Annotated in this window: 26 protein-coding genes and 1 tRNA gene; 19 read left to right on the top strand and 8 right to left on the bottom strand. The window is 72.0% G+C overall.

Annotation, left to right across the window (positions count from 1 at the left end; translation table 11 throughout):
• The first annotated feature begins 61 nt into the window (after positions 1-61).
• The 6 genes from ilvD (at position 62) to ITJ44_RS03865 (ending at position 6,364) form a co-directional block, all read left to right on the top strand.
• The gene (gene ilvD, locus ITJ44_RS03890; RefSeq protein WP_194633426.1) at positions 62-1,756 is read left to right on the top strand and encodes a dihydroxy-acid dehydratase; all 1,695 of its coding nucleotides are present in this window, start codon (positions 62-64) and stop codon (positions 1,754-1,756) included.
• Between the two features lie 44 nt (positions 1,757-1,800).
• Positions 1,801-3,636: an acetolactate synthase large subunit gene (locus tag ITJ44_RS03885; RefSeq protein ID WP_228494478.1), complete on the top strand. Its 1,836-nt coding sequence runs from the start codon at positions 1,801-1,803 to the stop codon at positions 3,634-3,636.
• The gene (ilvN, locus tag ITJ44_RS03880; protein WP_194633424.1) at positions 3,633-4,142 is read left to right on the top strand and encodes an acetolactate synthase small subunit; all 510 of its coding nucleotides are present in this window, start codon (positions 3,633-3,635) and stop codon (positions 4,140-4,142) included. Before ITJ44_RS03885 ends, ilvN begins: the two co-directional genes overlap by 4 nt.
• Before the next feature lie 163 nt (positions 4,143-4,305).
• A complete protein-coding gene (gene ilvC / locus ITJ44_RS03875) occupies positions 4,306-5,331 on the top strand; it encodes a ketol-acid reductoisomerase (RefSeq protein ID WP_012298794.1) in 1,026 nt (341 codons plus the stop codon).
• A gap of 137 nt (positions 5,332-5,468) precedes the next feature.
• Positions 5,469-6,002 carry a hypothetical protein gene (locus tag ITJ44_RS03870; RefSeq protein ID WP_194633423.1) on the top strand — a complete coding sequence of 178 codons (534 nt, stop codon included), beginning with the start codon at positions 5,469-5,471 and terminating at the stop codon, positions 6,000-6,002.
• On the top strand, positions 5,999-6,364 hold the full coding sequence (locus ITJ44_RS03865) for a hypothetical protein (protein ID WP_194633422.1): 366 nt from the start codon (positions 5,999-6,001) through the stop codon (positions 6,362-6,364). The genes ITJ44_RS03870 and ITJ44_RS03865 overlap by 4 nt, the downstream gene beginning before the upstream one ends.
• Positions 6,365-6,414: 50 nt before the next feature.
• Here ITJ44_RS03865 and ITJ44_RS03860 read toward each other — a convergent pair whose 3' ends face one another.
• On the bottom strand, positions 6,415-6,816 hold the full coding sequence (locus ITJ44_RS03860; RefSeq protein ID WP_194633421.1) for a DoxX family membrane protein: 402 nt from the start codon (positions 6,814-6,816) through the stop codon (positions 6,415-6,417).
• Positions 6,817-6,878: 62 nt separating this feature from the next.
• On the opposite strand from ITJ44_RS03860, the gene serA reads away from it, so the two are divergent.
• Complete coding sequence (gene serA / locus ITJ44_RS03855) at positions 6,879-8,468, top strand: phosphoglycerate dehydrogenase (RefSeq protein ID WP_194633420.1); 1,590 nt, start codon at positions 6,879-6,881, stop codon at positions 8,466-8,468.
• A 69-nt stretch (positions 8,469-8,537) separates the two neighbouring features.
• On the opposite strand, the gene ITJ44_RS03850 is transcribed toward serA, so the two are convergent.
• Positions 8,538-9,155, bottom strand: coding sequence for a TetR/AcrR family transcriptional regulator (locus ITJ44_RS03850; RefSeq protein ID WP_194633419.1), 618 nt, complete (start codon positions 9,153-9,155; stop codon positions 8,538-8,540).
• Positions 9,156-9,269: 114 nt separating this feature from the next.
• On the opposite strand from ITJ44_RS03850, the gene ITJ44_RS03845 reads away from it, so the two are divergent.
• On the top strand, positions 9,270-10,811 hold the full coding sequence (locus ITJ44_RS03845) for an MFS transporter (protein WP_194633418.1): 1,542 nt from the start codon (positions 9,270-9,272) through the stop codon (positions 10,809-10,811).
• Between the two features lie 26 nt (positions 10,812-10,837).
• Here the strand turns inward: ITJ44_RS03845 and ITJ44_RS03840 are convergent, their stop codons facing one another.
• Entirely contained in the window at positions 10,838-11,092 is a 255-nt protein-coding gene (locus ITJ44_RS03840) for a DUF6458 family protein (RefSeq protein WP_194633417.1), read from the bottom strand.
• Positions 11,093-11,206: 114 nt separating this feature from the next.
• Between ITJ44_RS03840 and ITJ44_RS03835 the strand changes: the two genes are divergently transcribed.
• Together ITJ44_RS03835 and ITJ44_RS03830 are read left to right on the top strand one after the other, a co-directional pair.
• Positions 11,207-12,274 carry a 3-isopropylmalate dehydrogenase gene (locus ITJ44_RS03835; protein ID WP_194633416.1) on the top strand — a complete coding sequence of 356 codons (1,068 nt, stop codon included), beginning with the start codon at positions 11,207-11,209 and terminating at the stop codon, positions 12,272-12,274.
• 8 nt (positions 12,275-12,282) lie between these two features.
• Positions 12,283-13,401, top strand: a complete 1,119-nt coding sequence (locus tag ITJ44_RS03830; protein ID WP_194633415.1) for a branched-chain amino acid aminotransferase — start codon at positions 12,283-12,285, stop codon at positions 13,399-13,401.
• A gap of 65 nt (positions 13,402-13,466) precedes the next feature.
• Here the strand turns inward: ITJ44_RS03830 and ITJ44_RS03825 are convergent, their stop codons facing one another.
• The gene (locus tag ITJ44_RS03825) at positions 13,467-14,345 is read right to left on the bottom strand and encodes an SDR family oxidoreductase (protein WP_194633414.1); all 879 of its coding nucleotides are present in this window, start codon (positions 14,343-14,345) and stop codon (positions 13,467-13,469) included.
• A gap of 63 nt (positions 14,346-14,408) precedes the next feature.
• Between ITJ44_RS03825 and ITJ44_RS03820 the strand changes: the two genes are divergently transcribed.
• The 8 genes from ITJ44_RS03820 to ITJ44_RS03785 all read left to right on the top strand — a co-directional run bounded on the left by ITJ44_RS03820 (position 14,409) and on the right by ITJ44_RS03785 (position 19,718).
• Positions 14,409-14,870, top strand: coding sequence for a MarR family winged helix-turn-helix transcriptional regulator (locus ITJ44_RS03820; RefSeq protein WP_194633413.1), 462 nt, complete (start codon positions 14,409-14,411; stop codon positions 14,868-14,870).
• A gap of 10 nt (positions 14,871-14,880) precedes the next feature.
• Positions 14,881-15,654: a fumarylacetoacetate hydrolase family protein gene (locus ITJ44_RS03815; protein WP_194633412.1), complete on the top strand. Its 774-nt coding sequence runs from the start codon at positions 14,881-14,883 to the stop codon at positions 15,652-15,654.
• Positions 15,655-15,656: 2 nt separating this feature from the next.
• Positions 15,657-16,424 (top strand): hypothetical protein, encoded by a 768-nt coding sequence (locus ITJ44_RS03810; RefSeq protein WP_194633411.1) that lies wholly within the window; start codon positions 15,657-15,659, stop codon positions 16,422-16,424.
• Positions 16,425-16,437: 13 nt separating this feature from the next.
• A complete protein-coding gene (gene gltX, locus ITJ44_RS03805) occupies positions 16,438-17,958 on the top strand; it encodes a glutamate--tRNA ligase (protein WP_194633410.1) in 1,521 nt (506 codons plus the stop codon).
• On the top strand, positions 17,951-18,901 hold the full coding sequence (locus ITJ44_RS03800; RefSeq protein WP_194633409.1) for an NAD(P)/FAD-dependent oxidoreductase: 951 nt from the start codon (positions 17,951-17,953) through the stop codon (positions 18,899-18,901). The genes gltX and ITJ44_RS03800 overlap by 8 nt, the downstream gene beginning before the upstream one ends.
• Before the next feature lie 88 nt (positions 18,902-18,989).
• Positions 18,990-19,061 (top strand) — tRNA-Gln (locus tag ITJ44_RS03795).
• Between the two features lie 157 nt (positions 19,062-19,218).
• Entirely contained in the window at positions 19,219-19,482 is a 264-nt protein-coding gene (locus tag ITJ44_RS03790; RefSeq protein WP_194633408.1) for a CopG family transcriptional regulator, read from the top strand.
• Positions 19,479-19,718 carry a toxin gene (locus ITJ44_RS03785; RefSeq protein ID WP_194633407.1) on the top strand — a complete coding sequence of 80 codons (240 nt, stop codon included), beginning with the start codon at positions 19,479-19,481 and terminating at the stop codon, positions 19,716-19,718. The genes ITJ44_RS03790 and ITJ44_RS03785 overlap by 4 nt, the downstream gene beginning before the upstream one ends.
• A 66-nt stretch (positions 19,719-19,784) precedes the next feature.
• On the opposite strand, the gene ITJ44_RS03780 is transcribed toward ITJ44_RS03785, so the two are convergent.
• The 3 genes from ITJ44_RS03780 to ITJ44_RS03770 all read right to left on the bottom strand — a co-directional run bounded on the left by ITJ44_RS03780 (position 19,785) and on the right by ITJ44_RS03770 (position 22,622).
• A complete protein-coding gene (locus ITJ44_RS03780; RefSeq protein ID WP_194633406.1) occupies positions 19,785-20,795 on the bottom strand; it encodes an aldo/keto reductase family protein in 1,011 nt (336 codons plus the stop codon).
• A 133-nt stretch (positions 20,796-20,928) separates the two neighbouring features.
• Complete coding sequence (locus ITJ44_RS03775) at positions 20,929-21,939, bottom strand: aldo/keto reductase family protein (RefSeq protein WP_194633405.1); 1,011 nt, start codon at positions 21,937-21,939, stop codon at positions 20,929-20,931.
• A gap of 68 nt (positions 21,940-22,007) precedes the next feature.
• Complete coding sequence (locus ITJ44_RS03770) at positions 22,008-22,622, bottom strand: TetR/AcrR family transcriptional regulator (protein ID WP_194633404.1); 615 nt, start codon at positions 22,620-22,622, stop codon at positions 22,008-22,010.
• Between the two features lie 55 nt (positions 22,623-22,677).
• On the opposite strand from ITJ44_RS03770, the gene ITJ44_RS03765 reads away from it, so the two are divergent.
• Positions 22,678-23,475 carry an SDR family NAD(P)-dependent oxidoreductase gene (locus tag ITJ44_RS03765; protein WP_194633403.1) on the top strand — a complete coding sequence of 266 codons (798 nt, stop codon included), beginning with the start codon at positions 22,678-22,680 and terminating at the stop codon, positions 23,473-23,475.
• Between the two features lie 83 nt (positions 23,476-23,558).
• Here ITJ44_RS03765 and ITJ44_RS03760 read toward each other — a convergent pair whose 3' ends face one another.
• Positions 23,559-24,644, bottom strand: a complete 1,086-nt coding sequence (locus ITJ44_RS03760; RefSeq protein WP_194633402.1) for a TerC family protein — start codon at positions 24,642-24,644, stop codon at positions 23,559-23,561.
• Between the last annotated feature and the right edge of the window lie 81 nt (positions 24,645-24,725).

Below are 24,725 nucleotides of genomic sequence, written 5' to 3'. Positions count from 1 at the left end.
CCTCGGCCGTCCGCCCCCAGGGGAGCCGGGACTGCTCGACGGCAGGACATAAACTCATGCCATGCCTGAGATCGACATGAAGCCCCGGAGCCGCGACGTCACCGACGGGATCGAGGCCACCTCCTCGCGGGGCATGCTCCGCGCCGTCGGGATGGGCGACGAGGACTGGGACAAGCCCCAGATCGGCGTCGCCAGCTCGTGGAACGAGGTGACCCCCTGCAACCTCAGCCTCGACCGCCTCGCGCAGGGCGCGAAGGAGGGCGTGCACGCCGGCGGCGGCTATCCGCTCCAGTTCGGCACCATCTCCGTCAGCGACGGCATCGCCATGGGCCACGAGGGCATGCACTTCTCCCTCGTCTCGCGCGAGGTCATCGCCGACAGCGTCGAGACCGTCATGATGGCCGAGCGCCTCGACGGATCCGTGCTCCTCGCCGGCTGCGACAAGTCGCTCCCCGGCATGCTCATGGCCGCGGCCCGCCTCGACCTCTCCTCGGTGTTCCTCTACGCGGGATCCATCGCCCCCGGCTGGGTGAAGCTCTCGGACGGCACCGAGAAGGAGGTCACCATCATCGACGCCTTCGAGGCGGTCGGCGCGTGCAAGGCCGGCACGATGAGCCAGGAGGACCTGACCCGCATCGAGAAGGCCATCTGCCCGGGCGAGGGCGCCTGCGGCGGCATGTACACCGCCAACACCATGGCGAGCGTCGCGGAGGCCCTCGGCATGAGCCTCCCCGGATCCGCCGCCCCGCCGAGCGCCGACCGCCGCCGCGACTACTTCGCGCACCGGTCGGGCGAGGCCGTCGTCAACCTCATCGCGAAGGGCATCACCGCGCGCGACATCATGACGAAGGAGGCGTTCGAGAACGCCATCTCCGTGGTCATGGCGTTCGGCGGATCCACCAACGCGGTCCTGCACCTGCTCGCCATCGCGCGCGAGGCCGAGGTCGACCTCCAGCTGTCCGACTTCAACCGCATCGCCGACCGCGTCCCGCACCTCGGCGACCTGAAGCCGTTCGGCCGGTTCGTCATGAACGACGTCGACCGCGTCGGCGGCGTCCCCGTGGTCATGAAGGCCCTGCTCGACGCGGGCCTCCTGCACGGCGACGTCATGACGGTCACCGGCCGCACCATGCGCGAGAACCTCGAGTCGATGGACCTCGCCGCGCTCGACGGCACGGTCATCCGCACGCTCGACGACCCGATCCACGCCACGGGCGGCATCAGCGTGCTGCACGGCTCCCTCGCCCCCGAGGGCGCGGTCGTCAAGACGGCCGGCTTCGACCTCGACGTGTTCGAGGGTCCCGCCCGCGTGTTCGAGCGCGAGCGGGCCGCGATGGACGCGCTCACCGAGGGCCGCATCTCGAAGGGCGACGTCATCGTCATCCGCTACGAGGGCCCCAAGGGCGGCCCCGGGATGCGCGAGATGCTCGCCATCACGGGCGCCATCAAGGGCGCCGGCCTGGGCAAGGATGTACTACTCTTGACGGACGGTCGATTCTCAGGCGGCACAACCGGACTGTGCATCGGCCACATGGCTCCCGAAGCGGTGGACGCAGGTCCCGTCGCCTTCGTGCGCGATGGAGACCGGATCCGTGTCGACATCGCCGCTCGCACGCTCGACCTACTGGTCGACGAGGCCGAGCTCGCCGCCCGACGTGAGGGGTGGGCACCTCTCCCGCCGCGCTACACGCGCGGGGTCCTCGCCAAGTACGCCAAGCTCGTGCACTCTGCCGCCGAGGGCGCGATCACGGGATGACCCCCTCCTCACCTCCAGCACCCTCTCCCAGGAATCGCGCACCCATGCCAGCTCTGCCCACCCCGCCCCCCACGCCGCAGGCGCCGAACGCCCACCAGGGCGACGAGATCCTCACGGGCGCCGAGGCCGTCGTCCGCACCCTCGAGCTCCTCGGGGTCGACGACATCTTCGGCCTGCCCGGCGGCGCCATCCTCCCCACGTACGACCCGCTCATGGACTCGACGAAGCTGCGCCACATCCTCGTCCGCCACGAGCAGGGCGCCGGCCACGCCGCCGAGGGCTACGCGTCCTCGAGCGGACGCACCGGCGTCTGCATCGCGACCTCGGGTCCCGGAGCCACGAACCTCGTCACGGCCATCGCGGACGCCTACATGGACTCGGTGCCGCTCCTCGCCATCACCGGCCAGGTCTTCTCCACGCTGATGGGCACCGACGCCTTCCAGGAGGCCGACATCGTGGGCATCACGATGCCCATCACGAAGCACAGCTTCCTGGTCACGCGGCCCGAGGACATCCCGTCCACCATCGCGTCGGCGTACCACATCGCCTCCACCGGCCGCCCGGGTCCCGTCCTCGTGGACATCACGAAGGACGCGCAGCAGCTCGAGGCGCCGTTCCACTGGCCGCCGAAGATCGACCTGCCCGGCTACCGGCCGGTCGTCAAGGCGCACGGCAAGCAGATCCAGGCCGCCGCGCAGCTGCTGGTCGAGGCGAAGAAGCCCGTCCTGTACGTGGGCGGCGGCGTGATCCGCGCGAAGGCCCACGAGGAGCTGCTGGCGCTCGCCGAGGCGGTCGGCGCCCCCGTCGTCACGACGCTCATGGCGCGCGGCGCGTTCCCCGACTCCCACCCGCAGCAGCTCGGCATGCCCGGGATGCACGGCACGGTCCCCGCGGTGCTCGCGCTGCAGGAGTCCGACCTGCTCGTGTCGCTCGGCGCGCGCTTCGACGACCGGGTCACCGGCAAGGCGTCGCTGTTCGCGCCGCACGCCAAGGTGGTGCACGTCGACGTCGACCCCGCCGAGATCTCCAAGATCCGCATCGCGGACGTCCCCATCGTGGGCGACGCGAAGGACGTCATCGCCGACCTGGTGGTCGCGTTCCGCGAGGCGAAGGCCGCGTCCGCCGTGGAGCAGGACATCGCCGACTGGTGGACCTACCTCGACGGGCTCCGCGAGGAGTTCCCGCTCGGCTACGCGGAGCCCGCGGACGGCCAGCTCGCGCCGCAGTACGTCATCCAGCGCATCGGCGAGATCACGGGACCCGAGGGCGTGTTCGCCTCGGGCGTCGGCCAGCACCAGATGTGGGCCGCGCAGTTCATCAAGTACGAGCGCCCCAACTCGTGGCTCAACTCCGGCGGCGCCGGCACCATGGGCTACTCGGTGCCCGCCGCCATGGGCGCCAAGGTGGCCCAGCCCGACCGGCACGTGTGGGCCATCGACGGCGACGGCTGCTTCCAGATGACCAACCAGGAGCTCGCCACCTGCACGATCAACGACATCCCCATCAAGGTCGCGATCATCAACAACTCCTCCCTCGGCATGGTGCGCCAGTGGCAGACCCTGTTCTACGAGGGCCGCTACTCGAACACCGACCTCAACACGGGCGGCGGCACCCGCATGGTGCCCGACTTCGTGAAGATGGCGGACGCGTACGGCGCCCTCGGGATCCGCGTGACGAAGCCGGAGGAGGTGGACGACGCGATCCGGCTCGCGCTCGCCACCAACGACCGCCCCGTCGTCATCGACTTCGTGGTCAGCCGCGACGCCATGGTCTGGCCGATGGTGCCGCAGGGCCTCAGCAACAGCGCCGTGCAGTACGCCCGCGACCACGCGCCCGACTGGGACGACGACCTCGCCGAGACCGGGAGGACCGAGAAGTGAGCCACATCCTGAGCCTCCTGGTGGAGGACAAGCCGGGCCTCCTCACCCGCGTCGCGGGACTCTTCGCCCGTCGGGGCTTCAACATCGAGTCGCTCGCGGTCGGCGCGAGCGAGATCGACGGGCTGTCGCGCATCACGGTCGTCGTGGACGTGGAGGCGCTGCCGCTCGAGCAGGTGACGAAGCAGCTCAACAAGCTCATCAACGTCATCAAGATCGTGGAGCTCGACCCGGGCCAGGCCGTCGAGCGCGAGCACCTGCTCGTCAAGGTCCGCGTCGACAACACCACCCGCTCGCAGGTGCTCGAGGCCGTGAACCTCTTCCGCGCCCGCGTGGTGGACGTGGCCACCGACGCGCTGATCATCGAGGTCACGGGCGACTCGGGCAAGGTCCAGGCCCTCCTCCGGGTGCTGGAGCCCTTCGGCATCAAGGAGCTCGCCCAGTCCGGGCTCCTCGCCATGGGACGCGGATCCAAGTCGATCACCGACCGCGTCTTCCGCACCCCCTAGCGACGCCGCGTCGGGCCGTGGGGACAGCCGTTAGGCTCCTCGCGCATCGGCCCGCCGCCCCTGCACGTTCCGCCGCACGACCACGCCCCGCCCGAGCGCGGGGCAGCCAGGCACGACCGCCCCTCGCTCCTCGCGGGGACGACAGAACAAGGAGATCCATCACGTGACTGACATCGTCTACGACAAGGACGCCGACCTCTCGCTCATCCAGGGCCGCAAGGTCGCCGTCATCGGCTACGGCTCGCAGGGCCACGCGCACGCGCTGAACCTCCGCGACTCCGGCGTCGAGGTCGTCATCGGCCTCAAGGAGGGCTCGACGAGCCGCGCCAAGGCCGAGGAGCAGGGCTTCACGGTGAAGACGCCGTCCGACGCGTCCGCGTGGGCCGACGTGATCGTCATCCTCGCGCCCGACCAGCACCAGCGCGGCCTCTACGCCGACAGCGTGCGCGACAACCTCACCGAGGGCAAGACGCTCGTCTTCGCGCACGGCTTCAACATCCGCTTCGGCTACATCGAGGCGCCCGAGGGCGTCGACGTCGTCCTCGTCGCCCCCAAGGGCCCGGGCCACACCGTGCGCCGCGAGTTCGAGGCCGGCCGCGGCGTCCCCGTCATCGTCGCCGTCGAGGTCGACGCGTCGGGCAAGGCGTGGGACCTCGCGTGGTCGTACGCCAAGGGCATCGGCGGCCTCCGCGCCGGCGGCATCCGCACCACCTTCACCGAGGAGACCGAGACCGACCTCTTCGGCGAGCAGGCCGTGCTCTGCGGCGGCACCTCGCAGCTGGTGCAGTACGGCTTCGAGACGCTGATCGAGGCGGGCTACCAGCCGCAGATCGCGTACTTCGAGGTGCTGCACGAGCTCAAGCTCATCGTCGACCTCATGTGGGAGGGCGGCATCGCGAAGCAGCGCTGGAGCATCTCGGACACGGCCGAGTACGGCGACTACGTCTCCGGCCCGCGCGTCATCTCGCCGGACGTCAAGGAGAACATGAAGGCCGTCCTCGCGGACATCCAGTCCGGTGCGTTCGCCGACCGCTTCATCAAGGACCAGGACGCCGGCGCGCCCGAGTTCCTCGAGCTCCGCAAGAAGGGCGAGGAGCACCCGATCGAGTCGACCGGCCGCGAGCTGCGCAAGCTCTTCGCGTGGAACAAGGCCGACGACGACTACACGGACGGCTCGGTCGCGCGCTAGCCGACGCCCCGCCCGCACCGCCGGACGCCCGGTCGCCTCGCGCGGCCGGGCGTCCGTGCGTCCGGGGCGGGACCGGGCTCGGGCCGGGCCGGGGAGCGTGCGGCGGGTGCCCGGATCGGAGCACGTACGATCGGGGGATGCCCCGCACCCCCGACGACGACGCCCTGAGCTGGGCCGGCGAGGAGGCGGATCCCACGCTCGCCCGCTCGCCCGAGCCGCAGCGCGCGGTGCCGCGGCGCCGCCCGGACGCCGCCCCCTCGACCGCGGGCGGCCGCGGGTCGGCCCTCGGGGCCACGGCCGCGCGCCGGGCCGCCGCGTCCGGATCCACCGCGACCGCCGGATCCGAGGAATCGCCCGGCCGCGCGATCGACGACGACGGCACCGTCCCCGACGCCTCGCCCGAGGTGGTGGGCCTGGCCTTCTTCGGCGCCGTCGCGGTCCTCGAGGCCATCGCCTGGTTCTTCGTCGTGCGCGACAACCCGTCGAGCGTCGGATCCGCGTTCCAGGTCGTCGTCGCGCAGGCGACCGAGGCGCTCACGGTCCTGGCGCCGCCACTGTGGCTGGCCGCCGTCGTCGCCGCCCTCCGCGGGATGCGCGTCGGCCGGCGCATGCTGGTCCTCGCCGCCGGCGCCGTCGTCCTCTTCCCGTGGCCCTGGGTGGTGGCCAGGTGAGCGCCGAGCAGCCCGCGGTCAGCGCCGTCGCGGCGCCCGCCCGGACGGGTCGCGGCCGGCCGACGCGCGCCGGCTGGGTCGTCGGGATCCTCGGCGGGCTCGCCCACGGCATCCTGGTCTGGCAGGCCGTGGACCAGTACACCGCCTTCCGCGACATCGCCACGGCGTTCGGCGGCTCGCTCCGGCCCGGCACCCTCGCGACGCTCGTCGGCGCGATCCTCGTGCCCGTCGTCGCGTTCGTCGTCGCGGCCCTCGCCACGCGCGGGCGGCCGGTCGCCGCGCGCGTCCTCGTCATGCTCGCGGGCCTCGCCGCGGCGAGTGCGCTCACGGTCGGCCTCGCGGCCCTGCTGCCGCTCGTCTAGCCCCGCTGCCGCTCGTCTGGCCCTGCTGCCGCTTGTCTGGTGTCGGAGGGCTAGAGCGGCCACCCGGCGAACAGCACGAGCGCGATCAGGACCACCTGCGCCACCAGGCGCGGCACCAGCGGGCTCGCGATGCGGCCGAAGCGCTCCGGATGCCGGGCCGCGTAGGCGTTGGCCGGGAAGACCGCGACCAGGAAGACGGCCAGCGCGATGCCCGCGGCCAGCCGCAGCGGCTCCACCACGAGGCCGATCCCACCCGCGATCTCGCAGAGCCCCGTGAACCGCACGAGGACCAGCGGGGAGGGGACGCCGCGCCGCCGGAACGACGGCGGGATGATCTCCGCCATGACCCGGGCGGCCTTCGGCGCGAAGTGGTTCACGCCCATCCCGACGAAGACGAGGGCCAGCAGGATCCGCACGGCGAGCTGGATCGCAGCCCATGTCACATCGTCCATCGCCCCATTCTGGGGCCACTAGCATGTGAGGGTCCCAGCCGCCCCCGCCCGAAGGACCGCACGTGACCAAGCCCGTCGTCGTCATCGCCGAAGAACTCTCGCCCGCCACCGTCGACGCCCTGGGGCCCGACTTCGACGTCCGATCCGTCGACGGCACCGACCGCCCTGCGCTGCTCGCGGCCCTCGCGGACGCGGACGCCGTGCTCGTCCGGTCCGCGACCCGGATCGACGCGGAGGCCATCGCCGCCGCCCCCCGCCTCCAGGTCGTCGCCCGCGCGGGCGTGGGCCTCGACAACGTCGACATCAAGGCCGCGACCACCGCGGGCGTCATGGTCGTGAACGCGCCGACCTCCAACGTCATCTCGGCCGCCGAGCTCGCGATCGGCCACATCCTCTCGCTCGCGCGCTTCATCCCGGACGCCAGCGCGTCGCTCAAGCAGGGCCTCTGGAAGCGCTCGTCCTTCACGGGCGTGGAGCTCTACGAGAAGACCATCGGCATCGTGGGCCTCGGCCGCATCGGCACGCTCGTGGCGCAGCGCCTCGCCGGCTTCGGCGCCACGCTCGTGGCCTACGACCCCTACGTCACGCCCGCCCGCGCCCAGCAGCTCGGCGTGCGGCTCCTCCCGCTCGACGAGCTGATGGCGGCCTCCGACTTCATCACCATCCACATCCCCAAGACGCCCGACACCACGGGCCTCATCTCCACCGAGCAGTTCGCGCTCGCCAAGCCGTCCCTGCGCATCGTGAACGCCAGCCGCGGCGGCATCATCGACGAGGACGCGCTCTACACGGCGCTCAAGTCGAAGCGCATCGCGGGCGCCGGCCTCGACGTGTTCGTGAGCGAGCCGCCCACGGGATCCCCGCTGCTCGAGCTCGACAACATCATCGTCACGCCGCACCTCGGCGCCTCCACCGACGAGGCCCAGGAGAAGGCCGGTGTCTCGGTCGCGAAGAGCGTGCGCCTCGCGCTCGGCGGCGAGCTCGTCCCGGACGCCGTGAACGTCGCCGGCGGCGTCATCGACCCGTACGTGCGCCCCGGCATCCCGCTGATGGAGAAGCTCGGCCAGGTGTTCTCGGGTCTCGCCCACGAGGCGCTCACGAGCATCGACGTGGTCGTCCGCGGCGAGATCGCCGGCTTCGACGTCAGCGTGCTCAAGCTCGCGGCGCTCAAGGGCGTGTTCACGAACGTGGTGAGCGAGAACGTCTCCTACGTCAACGCGCCGCTGCTCGCCGAGCAGCGCGGGCTCGAGGTGCGCCTCATCACGGACGCCGTCTCGGAGGAGTACCGCAACGTGCTCAGCATCCGCGGCGCCCTGTCCGACGGCACGCAGGTGTCGGTCTCGGGCACGCTCACGGGCACCAAGCAGATCGAGAAGCTCGTCGAGATCGACGGCTACGACGTCGAGGTGCCGTTCAGCCGCCACCTCATCGTCATGAAGTACGAGGACCGTCCCGGCATCGTCGCGGTCTACGGCAAGGAGTTCGGCGACGCGCAGGTCAACATCGCCGGCATGCAGATCGCCCGCCAGGAGGCCGGCGGGCGCGCGCTCAGCGTCCTGAGCGTCGACTCGCCCGTGCCGGACGGCGTCCTGGAGAACGTGCGCCGCGCGATCCAGGCCACGTCGCTGCGGGAGATCGACATCGCCGACTGACGCCGGTCCGAGGGATCCACCGCGAGGGCGGCTGCTGCGGCGGCCGCCCTCGCGGCGCGTCCGTGCGCGTCAGCCGCGCGCGGAGCGGATGCGCACCAGGTCGTCGACCACGCGGATGAGCTCGTCGAGCGCCTCGTCCGCGGGGGCGGATCCGCCCAGCCACGGCTGCAGCGCGCTGTTGTAGTACAGCCCGTCGCCGATGAGGAGCACGGCCCGCGCGACGGCCGGATCGCCCACGGCCTCGAGGATGACGGCGGCCCACTCGTCCTGGAGGTGCGTGAGGGTGTCGCGGGCGCGCGGGTGGTTGCCCTGCGCGAGGCGGGAGGTCGCGACGTAGGCGCGGTCGAAGGGCGTGGCGGTGGACAGGGATCCGCGGATCCACCGGTCGACGGGCCCGCGCTCGGCCTTCCGGAGGCGCTCGACGTCCTCGCGCGCGAGCGCCGCCATGCGGGCGAGCAGGCCCTCGACGAGCGCCTCCTTGCCGCCGAAGTGGTAGAGCAGCCCGCCCTTGGAGACGCCGGCCGCCGCGGCGACGGCCTCGAGGGTCGTGCCGCGTTCGCCCTGCTGCACGAGCAGCTCCTCGAAGGCGTCGAGGATGCGGTCGCGCGCGGTGCCGGCGGGGGACGCGGTCGGGTCGGGAGCGGCGTCGGGCGCGGGAGCGGGGTCGTCGGGCGGTGTCGCGGGCATGGATCCAGCGTAGCGCCGGCTTGCCCGCTGTACCGACCGGACGGTACAGTGATCTCGGTCGCCGTCGCGGCCCCGTCCGCGCGCCCCGCGCCTCCCGACGTCAGGAAGCCCGTCATGTCCACGCCCCGCACCGCATCCGTCCCCGAGACCGCCGCGACCGGCCGCGCCGGGCGACGCCAGTGGGCCGCGCTCGTGGTGCTGATGCTCCCGGTGCTCCTCGTGTCCATCGACAACACGGTGCTGAGCTTCGCGATGCCGTCCATCGCGCGCGACCTCGAGCCCTCGGGCGCCGCCCAGCTCTGGGTCATCGACGCGTACCCGCTCGTGCTCGCCGGGCTGCTCGTCGCGATGGGCAACATGGGCGACCGCTACGGACGCCGGCGCCTCCTCATGATCGGCGCGGCCGGGTTCGGCGTCGTCTCCGCCCTCGCCGCCTTCGCGACCGACGCCTCGCAGCTCATCGCCGCACGCGCCGCCCTCGGCTTCTTCGGGGCGATGCTCATGCCCTCCACGCTGTCGCTCCTCCGGTCGATCTTCACCGACCGGAAGCAGCGCCGCCTCGCGATCGCGATCTGGGCGTCCGGCTTCTCCGGCGGGTCCGCGCTCGGCCCGCTCGTGGGCGGCGTGCTGCTCGAGCACTTCTGGTGGGGCTCCGTGTTCCTGGTCGCCGTGCCGGTGATGCTGCCGCTCGTGATCCTCACGCCCCTGCTCGTGCCCGAGTCGAAGGACCCGGCGCCGGGCCCGATCGACGGGGTCGCCATCCTGCTGTCGCTCGCGACCGTCGCGCCCCTCGTCTACGCGATCAAGACGTTCGCGACCGAGGGCGTGACGCCGCTCGCCGTCGCGGCGCCGGTCGTGGGCGTGGTCGCGGGGATCCTGTTCGTGCGCCGCATGTCGCGCGCCCGGAACCCGATGCTCGACGTCGCGCTCTTCCGCGAGCCGGTCTTCACGGGCGCGGTGCTCGTCAACCTGCTGAGCGTCGTCTCGCTCGTCGGCTTCCTCTTCTTCGTCACGCAGCACCTGCAGCTCGTCGCGGGGCTGGATCCGCTGGCGGCCGGCTTCGCGCTGATCCCCGGATCCGTCGTGGTCATCGTCTCGGGGCTCGTGATCGTGCCGATCGTGGCGCGCGCCCGGCCGTCTCGCGTGGTCGCGATCGCGCTGGCGTTCTCGGCGGTCGCCTACGTGATCCTCGCGGTCACCGGGAAGGGCGCCTCGGTCGGGCTCCTGGTCTTCGCGTTCTGCCTGCTCGGCGCGGGCATCGGCGCATCGCAGACCATCTCCAACGACCTGATCATCGCGGCCGTCCCGCCGGCGAAGGCGGGCGCGGCGTCCGCGGTGTCCGAGACGGCGTACGAGGTGGGCGCGGTGCTCGGCACGGCCGTGCTCGGGAGCATCCTGACGGCCAGCTACCGCACGGGGCTCGTGGTGCCCGCCGGCCTCTCGGAGGGGGACGCGTCCGCGGCCCGGGAGACGCTCGGGGGAGCGGCCTCCGTCGCGGAGCGCGTGCCGGCCGACGTGGGCGCCGCGCTGCTCGACTCGGCGCACCGCGCGTTCGACGGCGGCGTCGTGACGACGTCGATCATCGGCGCGCTGCTCATGGTCGGCGCCATCGTCATCTCGCTCACGAGCCTGCGCCGCGCCAGCTCGCACGACTGAGCGGGCGGGTCGGCCCGCCCGGCGGATCAGACGACGTTGTCGTCGGAGCGCTCGCTGCGCGTGATGCGCTGGCCGGTGGCGGGGTCGATGCGCGTGCGCGTCTCGCTGACGGCCGTGCGGCGGCGGGCGAGGAGCGCGACGCCGATGATGATCACCAGCGCGCCGCCGCCCATGAGGATGTAGCCGACGAGCTGCAGGTCGACGCCCGGGACGGTGATGTCGACGGCGAAGGCGAGGATCGCGCCGACGATGACGAGGAAGATGCCGAGTCCGATGCTCATGGTGGTCCTTCGGGTCCTGCCCGTCGGAGGGCGCCGGGTGGGTCCACCGTAGCGCGCGGGTGCCCGCGGCGGACGGGTAACCTGGCCCGACACCCACCGAGCCCGGGAGGATCCATGCCCCGCACCATCTCGCTCGCCGTCGTCCCCGGGGACGGCATCGGCCCGGAGGTCGTCCACGAGGCCCTGCGCGTGCTCCGGGAGGCGGTCCCCGCGGACGTGTCGCTCGACACCACGCAGTACCCGTTCGGCGCGGGCCACTTCCTCGAGACGGGGGAGATCCTCACCGACTCCGACCTCGCCGCCCTCGCGCAGCACGACGCGATCCTCCTCGGCGCGGTCGGCGGCGACCCACGCGACGCGCGCCTCGCCGGCGGCATCATCGAGCGCGGGCTGCTGCTGAAGCTGCGCTTCGCGTTCGACCACTACATCAACCTGCGGCCCACCGCCCTGCTGCCCGGTGTCGCCTCGCCGCTCGCCGCGCCCGGCGAGGTCGACTTCGTCGTCGTCCGCGAGGGCACCGAGGGCCCGTACGCGGGCAACGGCGGCGTGCTGCGCCGCGGCACCGAGCACGAGATCGCGACCGAGGTGTCGGTGAACACGGCGCACGGCGTGGAGCGCACGGTGCGGTTCGCGTTCGAGCTGGCCGAGAGGCGCGACCGCAAGCGCGTCACGCTCGTGCACAAGACCAACGTGCTGACCTTCGCCGGATCCCTGTGGCAGCGCACCGTCGACCGCGTCGCCGCCGAGCACCCGGGGGTGACGGTCGACTACCTGCACGTCGACGCGACGATGATCTTCCTGGTCACCGACCCGTCCCGCTTCGACGTCTTGGTCTCCGACAACCTCTTCGGCGACATCATCACCGACCTCGCCGCGGCCATCTCGGGCGGCATCGGCCTCGCCGCGTCCGGCAACGTGAACCCCACGGGCGCGTTCCCGAGCATGTTCGAGCCGGTGCACGGATCCGCGCCCGACATCGCCGGCCAGCAGAAGGCCGACCCGACCGCGGCGATCCTCTCGGTCGCGCTCCTGCTCGACCACCTCGGCCTCCCCGAGGCCGCCGCACGCGTCACGGCCGCTGTCACGGCCGACCTCGCCGCGCGCGCCGACGGCGGCACCGCATCCCGATCCACCGCGGAGGTCGGCGACGCCGTCATCCGCGCCCTCTCCACGAACCGCTGAAGGACCCCATGAGCACCACCAGCAGCACGGCAGCCACCGCCTTCCCCCTCTCCTTCGAGCAGACCCCCTCGGAGACCGCCCGCGCGGACGCCGAGCGGGAGGCGATCCTCGCCGACCCGGGCTTCGGCAAGCACTTCACGGACCACATGGTCCAGATCGACTGGACCCTCGACGCCGGCTGGCACGACGCGCGCGTCGTCCCCTACGGCCCGCTCCAGCTGGATCCCGCCGCGAGCGTCCTGCACTACGGCCAGGAGATCTTCGAGGGCATGAAGGCGTACCGCCACGCCGACGGATCCGTCTGGACCTTCCGCCCCGACCGCAACGCCGCGCGCCTCCAGCGCTCGGCCCGCCGCCTGGCGCTGCCGGAGCTGGCGACGGAGGACTTCGTCGAGTCCGTGCGTCAGCTCGTGCGGACCGACATCGAGTGGGTGCCGCGCGCGGCCGAGCAGAGCCTCTACCTCCGGCCGTTCATGATCGCCAACGAGAGCTTCCTCGGCGTGCGCGCGGCCCAGCGCGTGGGCTACTACGTGATCGCGAGCCCCGCGGGCGCGTACTTCACGGGCGGCGTCGCCCCGGTGTCGATCTGGCTGTCCACGCAGTACTCCCGCGCGGGCAAGGGCGGCACGGGCGCCGCGAAGTGCGGCGGCAACTACGCCGCGTCGCTCCTCCCGCAGGCCGAGGCCGCATCGCACGGCTGCGCGCAGGTGCTCTTCCTCGACTCCGAGGAGGGCCGCTACCTCGAGGAGCTCGGCGGGATGAACATCGTGCTCGTCTACGCGGACGGCCGCCTGGTCACGCCCGACTCGGAGAGCATCCTCGAGGGCATCACGCGCGACTCGATCCTGGAGCTCGCGCGCGATCGCGGCCTCACGGTCGAGAAGCGCCGGGTGGAGCTGTCCGAGTGGGTCGACGGCGTCGCGTCGGGCGAGATCACCGAGGTGTTCGCGTGCGGCACCGCGGCGGTCATCACGCCCATCGGCCGGCTGCTCGGCGACGGCCTCGACGTCGGCGACATCGACGCGCCCGCGGGCGAGCTGACCATGTCGCTGCGCCAGGAGCTCACCGACATCCAGTACGGCCGCATCCCGGACCGCCACGGCTGGCTCACGCGCCTCGACGCGTAGCGGGCGCCTCGACCTCCTCGGCCGGTCCTGCACGGGGGCCGGCCGTCGGCGTCTCCGGGGCGGGGTCAGCCGCGCCGGAGCTCCTCGGCGTGCGCCCGGGCGAACTCGAGGAACGACCGTGGCGGCGTGCCCGTGATCTCCTGCACGGTGTCGGTCATCGCCCGCACCTCGTCGAGCCCGTCCCGCACGACCCGGGCGTACTGCGTCACGAGCCCGCGCGCGAGCCACGCGTCCGCTCCCGCTGCGCGCAGAGCCAGGCCGAACACCGGTCCGGGCAGGTGCACGTAGCGGATGCGGCGCCCGAGCGCGGTCGACAGTCGCTCCGCGATCTGCCGGGACGTGAGCGCCTCGGGTCCCGTCAGCACGTGGTCGCGGCCGACGTGGCCGTCCTCCGTGAGCACCTGCGCGACCACGCGCGCGATGTCAGCAGGGTCGATCCAGCCGATCGCGCTCGCCCCCGTCGTCTGCGGGTAGACGCCGCGGCGGATGGCCGGCGCGGACTCCAGGACGTTCTGCATGAAGGCGGACGGACGGACGAGCGTCCAGTCGAGATCGGATGCGCGGAGGAGCGCGTCGGTCTCCGCGCACGCCTTCGCCCAGGGGAGCGGCGAGTCGAGGGCCGCGTCGCCGCCCGAGAGGTGGACGACCCGGCGGATCCCCACGGCCGTCGCGGCCTCGACGGCGTTCCGGCCCAGCGCCGCCTGCCGCGGCGTGACGGGCGTGAGGAGGAACACGCGATCGCAGCCCTCCATCGCCCGCCGGAGGCTCCCCGTGTCGCCCAGGTCGCCGAGGACCGCGTCGATGCCACGCGCCCGGAACGCCTCCACCTGCTCCGGCCGGCGGCAGAGCGCGCGCACCGGGTCGCCCCGCTCGGCGAGCAGCGTCACCACGCGCCCCGCCACCTCTCCCGTCGCCCCGGTCACGAGGATGCTCGATCCGCCCATGCTGTCTCCTCCCATTGATATCAGAAAGCTGATAAGTGGCAACGTAGCACCTAGAGTGGCGGCATGGCCCACCCGCACGAGTTCACCGAGGACGACCTCGGGAGCGTCATCACCTGGAGCGCGGTGCGCGCGGCCCGGCGGCTCGAGCGGATCCTCACGGAGGTGCTCGCCGCCTGGGACCTCACGCCGGTGCAGTTCGGGGTGCTCGTGCACCTCGCCGTCCGCCCCGCGATGACGCAGGCGGCCATCGCGCGCGAGGTGCACGTGCGCCCGCAGAGCGCGGATCCGCTCCTCGCCGGCCTCGAGGCCCGCGGCCTCGTCGCGCGGTCGGCCGAGCGCGGGCGCGGGCGACGCAACCCGGTGACGCTCACCGATGCGGGCCTCGCGCTCCTGCGCGAGGTGTGGGGTCCGGTCCTCGCCACCAACGACCTTTCCGGCTTCGGCGTCGACCAGGCGACCGGGGACGCGGTCAACGGCGCCCTGCTGCGCATCGCCACCTCGGATCCCGCCGCCCGGCACGACTAGGGTCGTGAGCGTGAAGATCGCGCGATTCAGCACCGGTGACGACCCCCGCTTCGGCATCCTCGACGAGGAGGAGGGCCACCTGGTCGTCCTCTCCGGCGACCCCATGTTCAGCGGCTACCAGACCACGGGGGAGCGCGTGCCGCTCGCCGACGCCCGGCTGCTCGCGCCCGTGATCCCGCGCTCCAAGGTGGTGGCGGTGGGCCGCAACTACGCCGCCCACGCCGCCGAGCACGGCAGCGAGGCGCCCACCACGCCGCTCATCTTCCTGAAGCCGAACACCTCGGTCGTCGGCCCCGACGACGTGATCCGCCTGCCCGCCGACAGCGAGCGGGTCGAGCACGAGGGCGAGCTCGCGGTCGTCATCGGCCGGATCACGCGCGACGTGTCCGTGGAGGACGCGGCGCGCTCGATCTTCGGCTACACGATCGGCAACGACGTCACCGCCCGCGACATCCAGCACTCCGAGAGCCAGTGGGCCCGCGCCAAGGGCTACGACACGTTCTGCCCGCTCGGCCCGGTCATCGAGACCGAGGGCTCGTTCGAGGACGCGCTCATCGAGACGCGCGTGGACGGCGAGCTGCGCCAGTCCGGCCGCACGAGCGAGATGGTGCACTCGGTGCCCGAGCTCATCGCGTTCGCCTCCCGGGTGTGGACCCTGCTGCCCGGCGACGTGATCCTCACCGGCACGCCCGCGGGCGTCGGCCCGTTCACCGACGGCCAGGTCGTCGAGGTGTCGATCGAGGGGATCGGCACCCTCTCCAACCCCGCGCGCGCCCGCGCCTGACCGTGATCCGCCCCGGCCGTCCCGCGCGCCTCGCGCTGGCGGCCGCGGCGGTGGCGCTGCTCTCGGGCTGCGTGTACGACGTGTCCGACTACGGGCTGGAGACGGCGGGGCCGACGGACGCGGCCACGCCGACCGCGTCACCGACCCCGGGCGCGGCGGAGCTCGGTCTGCCGGCCGGCTGCACGCCCGCCGACCTCTCGATCGACTGGGCGGAGCCGCAGGCGGGGCCCGCCGACGAGCTGCTCGCCGTGCGCGTGATGCAGGTGCGGATCCCGAGCGCGGGGGAGCAGCCCGGCCTCGGATCCACGACCCAGCGCGTCACCCGGAACGACATCGCGCTGCGCCCGGCCCTCCGCCTGGAGCTCGACAAGCGGGACGGTTCCGCGACGCCGGTCGCCGACGGCCTCGCCCCGCCGGACACCTGGGCGGCCTTCCTCGGGGCGGACCTCCGTGACCGGGACCTCGTCGGGCCGCGGTTCGGCCGGCCGCTGCAGATCACGTCGTTCGACCCGGTGCTCGATCGCGCGGCGCGCTACGTCATCGGGTACCTGGGCTCCGCGCAGTCCGCGCACGTCACGGTGACGGGATGCGACGGCGCCTTCCGCGGATCCGGCACCCTCGAGGGGCTCGACCCGACGCGCTACGCCGGCGCCGTCGTCCTCGAGTGCGGGGTACCGCCCGGCGACCAGTACGACCGGTGGGACCTCCTGGAGCCGTACTGCGCGGACAGCGCGCCCGGCACCGACGGGGAGCCGCAGCCCGAGCCCTAGAATCGTGACCAGGATGACTGACGCAACGACCCACCCCGTGACCACCGCTTCCGGCACCGACGTCCGCGTCCGGTTCTGCCCGTCCCCGACCGGGACGCCGCACGTCGGGCTCATCCGCACGGCGCTGTTCAACTGGGCGTACGCCCGGCACACGGGCGGCAAGCTGATCTTCCGCGTCGAGGACACCGACGCCGCGCGCGACAGCGAGGAGAGCTACGAGCAGCTCATCGAGGCGCTGCGCTGGCTCGAGATCGACTGGGACGAGGGCGAGGGCGTCGGCGGCCCGCACGCGCCGTACCGCCAGTCGCAGCGCACCGAGCTGTACCTCGACGTGATCCGGAAGCTCACCGCATCCGGCCACCTCTACGAGAGCTACGCGACGGCCGAGGAGATCGAGGCGCGCAACCGCGCCGCCGGCCGCGACCCGAAGATGGGCTACGACAACTTCGAGCGCGACCTCACCGAGGCGGAGCGACAGGCGTTCCGTGACGAGGGCCGCTCACCCGCCCTCCGCCTCCGCGTGCCGGACACCGACCTCTCCTTCGACGACCTCGTGCGCGGCACGGTCACCTTCCCGGCCGGGTCCTTCCCCGACTTCGTGCTCGTGCGCCCGAACGGCGCCCCGCTGTACACGCTCGTGAACCCCGTCGACGACGCGCTCATGGGGATCACGCACGTGCTCCGCGGCGAGGACCTCCTCTCGTCGACGCCCCGGCAGATCGCGCTGTACCACGCGCTCATCGACATCGGCGTGGCCGACGCCATCCCGCGCTTCGGCCACCTGCCCTACGTGATGGGGGAGGGGAACAAGAAGCTCTCCAAGCGCGATCCCGAGTCGAACCTGTTCCACCACCGCGACCGCGGCTTCATCCCCGAGGGCCTCATCAACTACCTGGCGCTCCTCGGCTGGTCGCTCACGCACGACCGCGACGTGTTCTCGCGGATGGAGATGATCACCGCGTTCGACGTCGCCGACGTCACGCCCGCCCCGGCGCGCTTCGACCTCAAGAAGGCGGAGTCGCTGAACGGCGACCACATCCGCCTCCTCCCGCTCGAGGACTTCGCCGAGCGCCTCGTGCCGTACCTGCAGGCGGCGGGCGTCGTCGGCGCCGAGCTCACCCACGACGAGCGACGGATGCTCGACGCGGCCGCGCCGCTCGTGCAGGAGCGCATGCAGCTCCTCGGCGAGGCGCCCGACCTGCTGTCGTTCCTCTTCACCACGGCCGACGCGCTGCCCTACGACGACGCGGCGGTCCAGGCGCTCAAGGACGACGCCCCCGCGGTGCTCGCCGCCTCCCGTGGCGCGCTCGCCGGGGTCCCGCACACGGAGTGGGACGTCGACCTGGTGCAGGAGGTGCTGCAGAACACCCTCATCACCGGCATGGGCATGAAGCCGCGTCTCGCCTACGGGCCGCTTCGCGTCGCCGTCTCCGGGCGTCGCATCTCGCCGCCGCTGTTCGAGTCGATGGTGCTGCTCGGCAAGGACGAGACCGTCGCGCGCCTCGACCGCCTCGCGGGGATGCTCGGTGAGTGATCCCGGGGCCGCGGGATCCACCGCGACCGGTGACTCGTACGACGTCGTCGTCATCGGCGCGGGCCCCGCTGGCCTCTCCGCCGCGTTGAACCTCGTGCGCGCCCGGCGCCGCACGCTCGTGCTCGACAGCAGCCGGCCGCGCAACGCCGCGACGCTCATGTCGCACGGCTTCGTCACCCGCGACGGGATCTCCCCGCTCGAGCTGCGCAAGCTCGGCCAGGTCGAGGTCGAGGGCTACGACGAGGGCGAGTTCCAGCTCGCCGTCGTGCAGTCCGCGGAGCCCGCCGAGGGCGGCTTCACCATCCGCGCGACGGGCGTGCGCCGCGCGCCCGACCGCGAGGTGCACGCGCGCCGGATCCTCATCGCCACGGGCCTCGTGGAGACCCTGCCCGACCTGCCGAGCATCCGCGCCTACTACGGCACCGCCGTGCACAGCTGCATGGAGTGCGACGGCTACGAGAAGGCCGACGAGCCGCTCTTCCTCATCGGCGAGACGGACGACCTCGTGGAGCGCGCGCTGCTGCTCTCGCAGTGGTCGCGCGACATCATCGTCTTCACGAACGGCGTCGCGGTGATCGACGAGGCGGGGGAGCGCGGGCTCGCGTCCCTCGGGATCCGCGTCGACCGCCGGCTCGTCGCCGACATCGAGGGCGAGCGCGCGGCCGTCACGGGCATCCGCATGCAGGACGGCTCGGTCGTCCCGCGCTCCGGCGGCTTCGTGCGCCCGCGCTACTCGACCGCGCTCGACTTCCTCGCCGGGCTCGACCTCGACACGGACGACGACGGCCACATCGCCGTCGACGCCGAGGGCCGCACCTCGCACGCGGGCGTCTACGCGGCGGGCGACAGCTCGCAGCCGGGCCCGCAGCAGCTGATCATCGCGGCCGGCTTCGGCGCGCGCGCGGCCAGCGCGATCAACCGGGATCTGCTGCCCGTGATCTGACGGGTGGGGCCCGTCGGGCCGCGGCCGGTTTGGCGCGGATCCGGCCGATGGGCTACACTCGACGAGGCCCGATCGCGCATCGGGGTCGTGGGGTATGGTGTAATTGGCAACACGGAAGATTCTGATTCTTTTGTTCTTGGTTCGAGTCCAGGTACCCCAGCACTGAATACGCAGGAAATGACAGGCCCGGATATCCGGGCCTTTTCCTTTTCCCTCTCCCGGTCGTGTCAGGTGACGCCTGCCGGAGCTCCGTGCGTGCCGAGCGCCGTTGCCGGACGTCTCTCGACACCCGGCCTCCGGCGTATTACGTTATCCGCATGACAGGCGACGAGACCATCGACGGCGTCCCCGTGACGGAGGAGCAGATCCAGGCGTGGGCTGATGAGGCCGAGGTCGGGTACGACGTGGACGCGCTCACGAAGCGGGGCCGCGGACGTCCCGGTCGCGGAGCGCGCCCATCGCAGGTCGTCGCCGTGCGCCTCACCGACGAGGAGCTCGCCGCGGTGGACGCGCGAGCGACGCGGGAGGGCACGTCGCGATCCGAGGTGATCCGACAGGCCCTCCACGACTCGGCGGCGTGAGGGTCCACCCCTCCGCGCGGAAGCACGGGATCGAACCCGAGGATGCCATCCAGGCGGCATCGTGGGCGATCTGGATCGAGGATCTGGACGACGACAGCCCTGCGCGGCAGTTGCGTCTCGGATTCGATCACTCCGGGCGTCTGCTGGAGACGGTGGTGCTGGTCTTCGACAGCGGCAATGAGCTCGTCATCCACGCCATGGCCGCGCGGAAGCAGATGCTGGACCTGCTGCCCTGAGAACCACGACAGCCCCGCCCGAGCAACTGCTCGAGCGGGGCCGTCGTCGCGTTCAGGTGGTGCGGATCAGGCGAGGCGCCCCTTCGGGGAGCTGTCGCTCGTCTTCGACGGGTCCTTCTCCACGACGTCGCCGAGGGCGTCGTCGATGCGGGTGAGGAGCTCCGCGGGGATCTTCACGCCCGAGGCCTTGACGTTCTCGTGCACCTGCTCGGGGCGCGAGGCGCCGATGATCGCCGAGGCGACGTTCTCGTTCTGGAGCACCCACGCGACGGCGAGCTGGGCCAGCGAGAGGTCGAGCTCGTCGGCGACGGGCTGGAGCTCCTGCACGCGGGAGAGCGTGTCGTCGTTCATGTAGCGCTTGATCATGTCGGCGCCGCCCTTGTCGTCCGTGGCGCGCGAGCCGGCGGGCAGGTCCTGACCCGGCTTGTACTTGCCGGTGAGGACGCCCTGGGCGATGGGGGACCAGACGATCTGCGAGATGCCGAGGTCCTTCGAGGTCGGGACGACCTCCTCCTCGATGACGCGCCAGAGGGCCGAGTACTGCGGCTGGTTCGAGATGAGCTGGAAGCCGAGCTCGCGGGAGAGGCCGTGCGCCTCGCGGAGCTGCTCGGGGGTCCACTCGCTGACGCCGATGTAGAGCGCCTTGCCCTGGCGGACGACGTCGGCGAACGCCTGCATCGTCTCCTCGAGCGGGGTCTCGTAGTCGTAGCGGTGGGCCTGGTAGAGGTCCACGTGGTCGGTCTGGAGGCGCTCGAGCGAGCCGTCGATCGACGCCATGATGTGCTTGCGCGAGAGGCCGGTGTCGTTGTGGCCCTTGGCGCCGGTCGGGAAGTAGACCTTCGTGAAGATCTCCAGGCCGTCCCTGTTCTCGCCCTTGAGCGCGTCGCCGAGGACCTTCTCGGCGACGGTGTTCGCGTAGCCGTCGGCCGTGTCGAACGTGGTGATGCCGGCCTCGAGGGCCGCCTGCACGCACTGCGTGGCGGTGTCGTTCTCGACCTGCGACCCGTGGGTCAGCCAGTTGCCGTACGTGATCTCGGAGATCTTGAAGCCTGAGTTGCCTAGGTAGCGGAATTCCATCCTCCGAGCCTACGCCGAGGGCGCTGGGGGAGGCCCGAGCGGGGTCTGTCCGCGGGGTGTCCGGGAGATGCACGCGCGGCCCCGCCCGATCGTCTCGGGCGGGGCCGCGCGGTCGTGCGGGCGAGGCGACGGATCAGGCCTCGCGGGTCTTCGGCGAGCTGTCCTCGGTCTTGCGCGGGTCCTTCTCGACGATGTCGCCGAGGGCGTCGTCGATGCGGGTCAGGAGCTCCGCGGGGATCTTCACGCCCGACGCCTTCACGTTCTCGTGCACCTGCTCGGGACGCGAGGCGCCGATGATCGCGGAGGCCACGTTCTCGTTCTGCAGCACCCACGCGACGGCGAGCTGGGCCAGCGACAGGTCGAGCTCGTCGGCGACGGGCTGGAGGTCCTGCACGCGGGAGAGCGTGTCGTCGTTCATGTACCGCTTGATCATGTTCGCGCCGCCCTTGTCGTCGGTCGCACGGGATCCGGACGGCAGCTCCTGGCCGGGCTTGTACTTGCCCGTCAGCACGCCCTGCGCGATGGGGGACCACACGATCTGCGAGATGCCGAGCTCCTTCGACGTGGGCACGACCTCCTCCTCGATGACGCGCCAGAGGGCCGAGTACTGCGGCTGGTTCGAGATGAGCTGGAAGCCCAGCTGGTCGGCGAGGGCGTGGCCGGCGCGCAGCTGCTCGCTCGTCCACTCGCTGACGCCGATGTACAGCGCCTTGCCCTGGCGGACGACGTCGGCGAACGCCTGCATCGTCTCCTCGAGGGGCGTCTCGTAGTCGAAGCGGTGCGCCTGGTAGAGGTCGATGTAGTCGGTCTGGAGGCGCGTGAGCGACGCGTCCACCGAGTCCATGATGTGCTTCCGCGAGAGCCCCACGTCGTTGTGGCCCTTGGGCCCGGTGGGGCCGAAGACCTTCGTGAAGATCTCGATCGAGGCGCGTCGTTCGTCTTTGAGCGCCTCGCCGAGCACGGTCTCCGCCTTGGTGTTGGCGTAGACGTCCGCGGTGTCGAACGTGGTGATCCCCGCCTCGAGTGCGGCCTTCACGCACGCGGTCGCGGTGTCGTTCTCCACCTGCGATCCGTGGGTGAGCCAGTTGCCGTAGGTGATCTCGGAGATCTTGAAGCCGGAGTTGCCGAGGTATCTGAATTCCATGCGTCGACCGTACGCCGGCAGCCTCCGCGGCCCCGCACGAAAGTGTGCGACGGGTCGGGTGGCGGGAGTCAGGCGGCGGGGGAGCGGATCACGTGCAGGGGCGCGAGCGCCGTGTCGAGCGCCGCCTCCAGCGGCCAGGCCGAGCGCTCCGGCTGGCTGAGCACCAGGCCGCCCTGGATGGCCGCGAGGATCACGGTGGCGATGCGCTCGGGATCCGCCGTCGCGGCCACGAGGCCCGCCTCCCGCATGCGCGCGACGCCGCGGGCGAGGAACGCGCGCCACGCCCGCATCGACGCGGCGATGGTGCGCTCGAGCTCGGCGTCGACGGCGGCGGCCTGCGTGGCGAGCGACCCGATGGGGCAGACCCAGCGCCCGCGGCCGATGTAGTAGTCGACGAGGCCGGTGCGCCACGCCTCCCATGACTCCCAGGAGCCCAGGTCGTGGATGTGCGGCTCCTGCGCCTCGAGCAGCTGCCGGCCCTCCCACTCCGCGACCTCGCGCACGAGCTCGATCTTGCCGCCGGGGAAGTAGTGGAACAGCTGGCTCTTGCTCGTCAGCGTCGCGGCGCGCACGTCGTCGAGGGTGGTGCCGCCGATGCCGGTGGCGAGGATCTGCTCGCCCGTCGCCTCGATGATCCGCTGGCGGGTGCGGCGTCCGCGCTCGGTGATCTTGGGCTCCGCCATGCCCCGATCCTACCTTTGTGGACCGGATGGTCCAACACGTGCTATCAATTGGACCATGCAGTCCAATGAAGAAGTCCTCCAGTCCCTCGTCCCCGACACCCGGCTCGCCGGCCGCACGGCCGTCGTCACCGGATCCACCAGCGGCATCGGCGAGGCGGTCGCCCGCGTGCTCGCCTCCTCCGGCGCCGAGGTCGTCGTCAGCGGCCGCGACGTCGATCGCGCCCGTGCCGTCGTCGCCGCGATCACCGTGGCGGGCGGCACCGCCCATGCCGTCCCGGCCGACCTCGCCGGCGGCTACGACGGCATCCGCGCCTTCGCCCGCGATGCGACCGCGGCGCTCGGCGGGCGCGTCGACATCCTCGTGAACAACGCGGGTGTCTATCCCGTCGGCGCGACCGCGGGCCTCGCCGACGCCGACCTCGACGCGATCCTCGCCGTCAACGTCCGCGCGCCGCACGTGCTCGTCGCCGAGCTCGCGCCCGCGATGGCCGAGCGCGGGAAGGGTGCGATCGTGAACGTCGGCTCGTGGATGTCGCGCGTGGGCATCCCGTTCGGCGCGGCGTACACGGCGTCGAAGGCCGCCGTCGAGCAGATGACGCGGACGTGGGCGGCCGAGTACGGGCCGCGCGGCGTGCACGTGAACACGGTGGCGCCGGGTGCGACCTCGACGCCGGGCAACGCGGCCGATGCGGACGTGCTCGCGGCGATGGCCGCCACGACCGTCGCCGGCGTCCCGGTGCGTCCCGTGGACATCGCGTTCGCGGTGCGCTTCCTCGTCTCGGACGAGGCCGGATTCGTCCACGGTGCGCTGCTGGACGTCGACGGCGGGGTCAGCAGCACGCGCCTCGGCTGACGGGCGGACACGCGCGGATGCGCGCCGACGCGACGACGCCCGCCCCGGATCCGGGGCGGGCGTCGTCGTCGTGCGGGGGAGCGCTAGCGGCGCGGGGCGTCCGCGTCCGCGCTGCGGCCGGAGCCGCGGGCCGCGTCGTCGTCCGCGTCGGCCGGCGCCTGCTCTCCTGCGCCGGAGGCCGCCGCATCGGTGCCCTCGACGGCGGACGCGTCGCGCTTCGTCTTCGCGAGGCTCGCGACGGTCGCCACCGTGATGGTGAGCAGGATGAACGACAGCGAGAACCAGATGGGGATCTCGGGGGCCCACAGCATGGGCTCGCCGCCGTTGATGAAGGGCACCTCGTTGACGTGCATGGCGTGCAGCACGAGCTTCACGGCGATGAAGCCGAGGATCACCGCGAGGCCCTGCGAGAGGTACACGAGGCGCTCGAGGAGCCCGGAGATCAGGAAGTACAGCTGGCGGAGGCCGAGCAGCGCGAAGGCGTTGGCAGTGAAGACGATGTACGCCTCCTGCGTCAGGCCGAAGATCGCGGGGATGGAGTCGAGCGCGAAGAGCACGTCGGTGAGGCCGATGGCGAGCATCACCAGGAACATCGGGGTGAAGAGCTTCCTGCCGTCGACGCGGGTCGTGAGCTTGTCGCCGTCGTAGTGGTCCGAGGTGGGGATGACGCGGCGGAGCACGCGGATGAGCTTCGAGTCCGACCCGTCCTCGTCGTGCGTCTCCTTCATCTGCTTGTACGCCATGACGAGCAGCAGGGCGCCGAACAGGTAGAAGACCCAGGAGAAGTTGTCGATGATGGCGGAGCCCATCGCGATGAAGATGCCGCGCATCACGAGGGCTATCGCGATGCCGACGAGCAGCACCTTCTGTTGGAAGGCCCGCGGCACGGCGAAGCTCGACATGATGATGAGGAAGACGAAGAGGTTGTCGACGCTCAGCGCCTTCTCCGTCACGTAGCCGGCGAAGTACTCGCCGCCGAAGGTCCAGTTCGAGAAGACGCCGACGCCCACGCCGAAGACGAGCGCGATGACGATGTAGACGACCGACCAGGTCGCGGACTCCTTCAGCGTCGGCTCGTGCGCCTTCCGCACGTGCGCGAAGAAGTCGAAGACGAGCAGGCCGAGGACGGCCGCGATGGTCGCGGCCCAGAGCCAGAAGGGGACATCCATTGTGGGTTCTCCAGTACTCGGACCGCTGACGGTCCGGTGGGGTACTGAAGGTCTCCTCCACCCCGCGAGCTGCTTCTCGCG

This window comes from Clavibacter sp. VKM Ac-2873, from assembly GCF_015351075.1.
Taxonomy (GTDB): Bacteria; Actinomycetota; Actinomycetes; order Actinomycetales; family Microbacteriaceae; genus Clavibacter.
This window is presented reverse-complemented; position numbering and strand designations above follow the sequence as displayed.

Bases quoted from the DNA above. Each gene is read 5' to 3' on its own strand.
- ITJ44_RS03860 (WP_194633421.1), bottom strand. From the start codon at position 6,816: ATGGACGATGTGACATGGGCTGCGATCCAGCTCGCCGTGCGGATCCTG.
- ilvD (WP_194633426.1), top strand. From the start codon at position 62: ATGCCTGAGATCGACATGAAGCCCCGGAGCCGCGACGTCACCGACGGG.
- ITJ44_RS03850 (WP_194633419.1), bottom strand. From the start codon at position 9,155: ATGCCCGCGACACCGCCCGACGACCCCGCTCCCGCGCCCGACGCCGCT.
- ITJ44_RS03790 (WP_194633408.1), top strand. From the start codon at position 19,219: ATGACAGGCGACGAGACCATCGACGGCGTCCCCGTGACGGAGGAGCAG.
- ITJ44_RS03820 (WP_194633413.1), top strand. From the start codon at position 14,409: ATGGCCCACCCGCACGAGTTCACCGAGGACGACCTCGGGAGCGTCATC.
- gltX (WP_194633410.1), top strand. From the start codon at position 16,438: ATGACTGACGCAACGACCCACCCCGTGACCACCGCTTCCGGCACCGAC.
- ITJ44_RS03830 (WP_194633415.1), top strand. From the start codon at position 12,283: ATGAGCACCACCAGCAGCACGGCAGCCACCGCCTTCCCCCTCTCCTTC.
- ITJ44_RS03835 (WP_194633416.1), top strand. From the start codon at position 11,207: ATGCCCCGCACCATCTCGCTCGCCGTCGTCCCCGGGGACGGCATCGGC.
- ITJ44_RS03885 (WP_228494478.1), top strand. From the start codon at position 1,801: ATGCCAGCTCTGCCCACCCCGCCCCCCACGCCGCAGGCGCCGAACGCC.
- ITJ44_RS03775 (WP_194633405.1), bottom strand. From the start codon at position 21,939: ATGGAATTCAGATACCTCGGCAACTCCGGCTTCAAGATCTCCGAGATC.
- ITJ44_RS03845 (WP_194633418.1), top strand. From the start codon at position 9,270: ATGTCCACGCCCCGCACCGCATCCGTCCCCGAGACCGCCGCGACCGGC.
- ITJ44_RS03840 (WP_194633417.1), bottom strand. From the start codon at position 11,092: ATGAGCATCGGACTCGGCATCTTCCTCGTCATCGTCGGCGCGATCCTC.
- ITJ44_RS03765 (WP_194633403.1), top strand. From the start codon at position 22,678: ATGCAGTCCAATGAAGAAGTCCTCCAGTCCCTCGTCCCCGACACCCGG.
- ITJ44_RS03780 (WP_194633406.1), bottom strand. From the start codon at position 20,795: ATGGAATTCCGCTACCTAGGCAACTCAGGCTTCAAGATCTCCGAGATC.
- ITJ44_RS03825 (WP_194633414.1), bottom strand. From the start codon at position 14,345: ATGGGCGGATCGAGCATCCTCGTGACCGGGGCGACGGGAGAGGTGGCG.
- ITJ44_RS03760 (WP_194633402.1), bottom strand. From the start codon at position 24,644: ATGGATGTCCCCTTCTGGCTCTGGGCCGCGACCATCGCGGCCGTCCTC.
- ITJ44_RS03770 (WP_194633404.1), bottom strand. From the start codon at position 22,622: ATGGCGGAGCCCAAGATCACCGAGCGCGGACGCCGCACCCGCCAGCGG.
- ITJ44_RS03870 (WP_194633423.1), top strand. From the start codon at position 5,469: ATGCCCCGCACCCCCGACGACGACGCCCTGAGCTGGGCCGGCGAGGAG.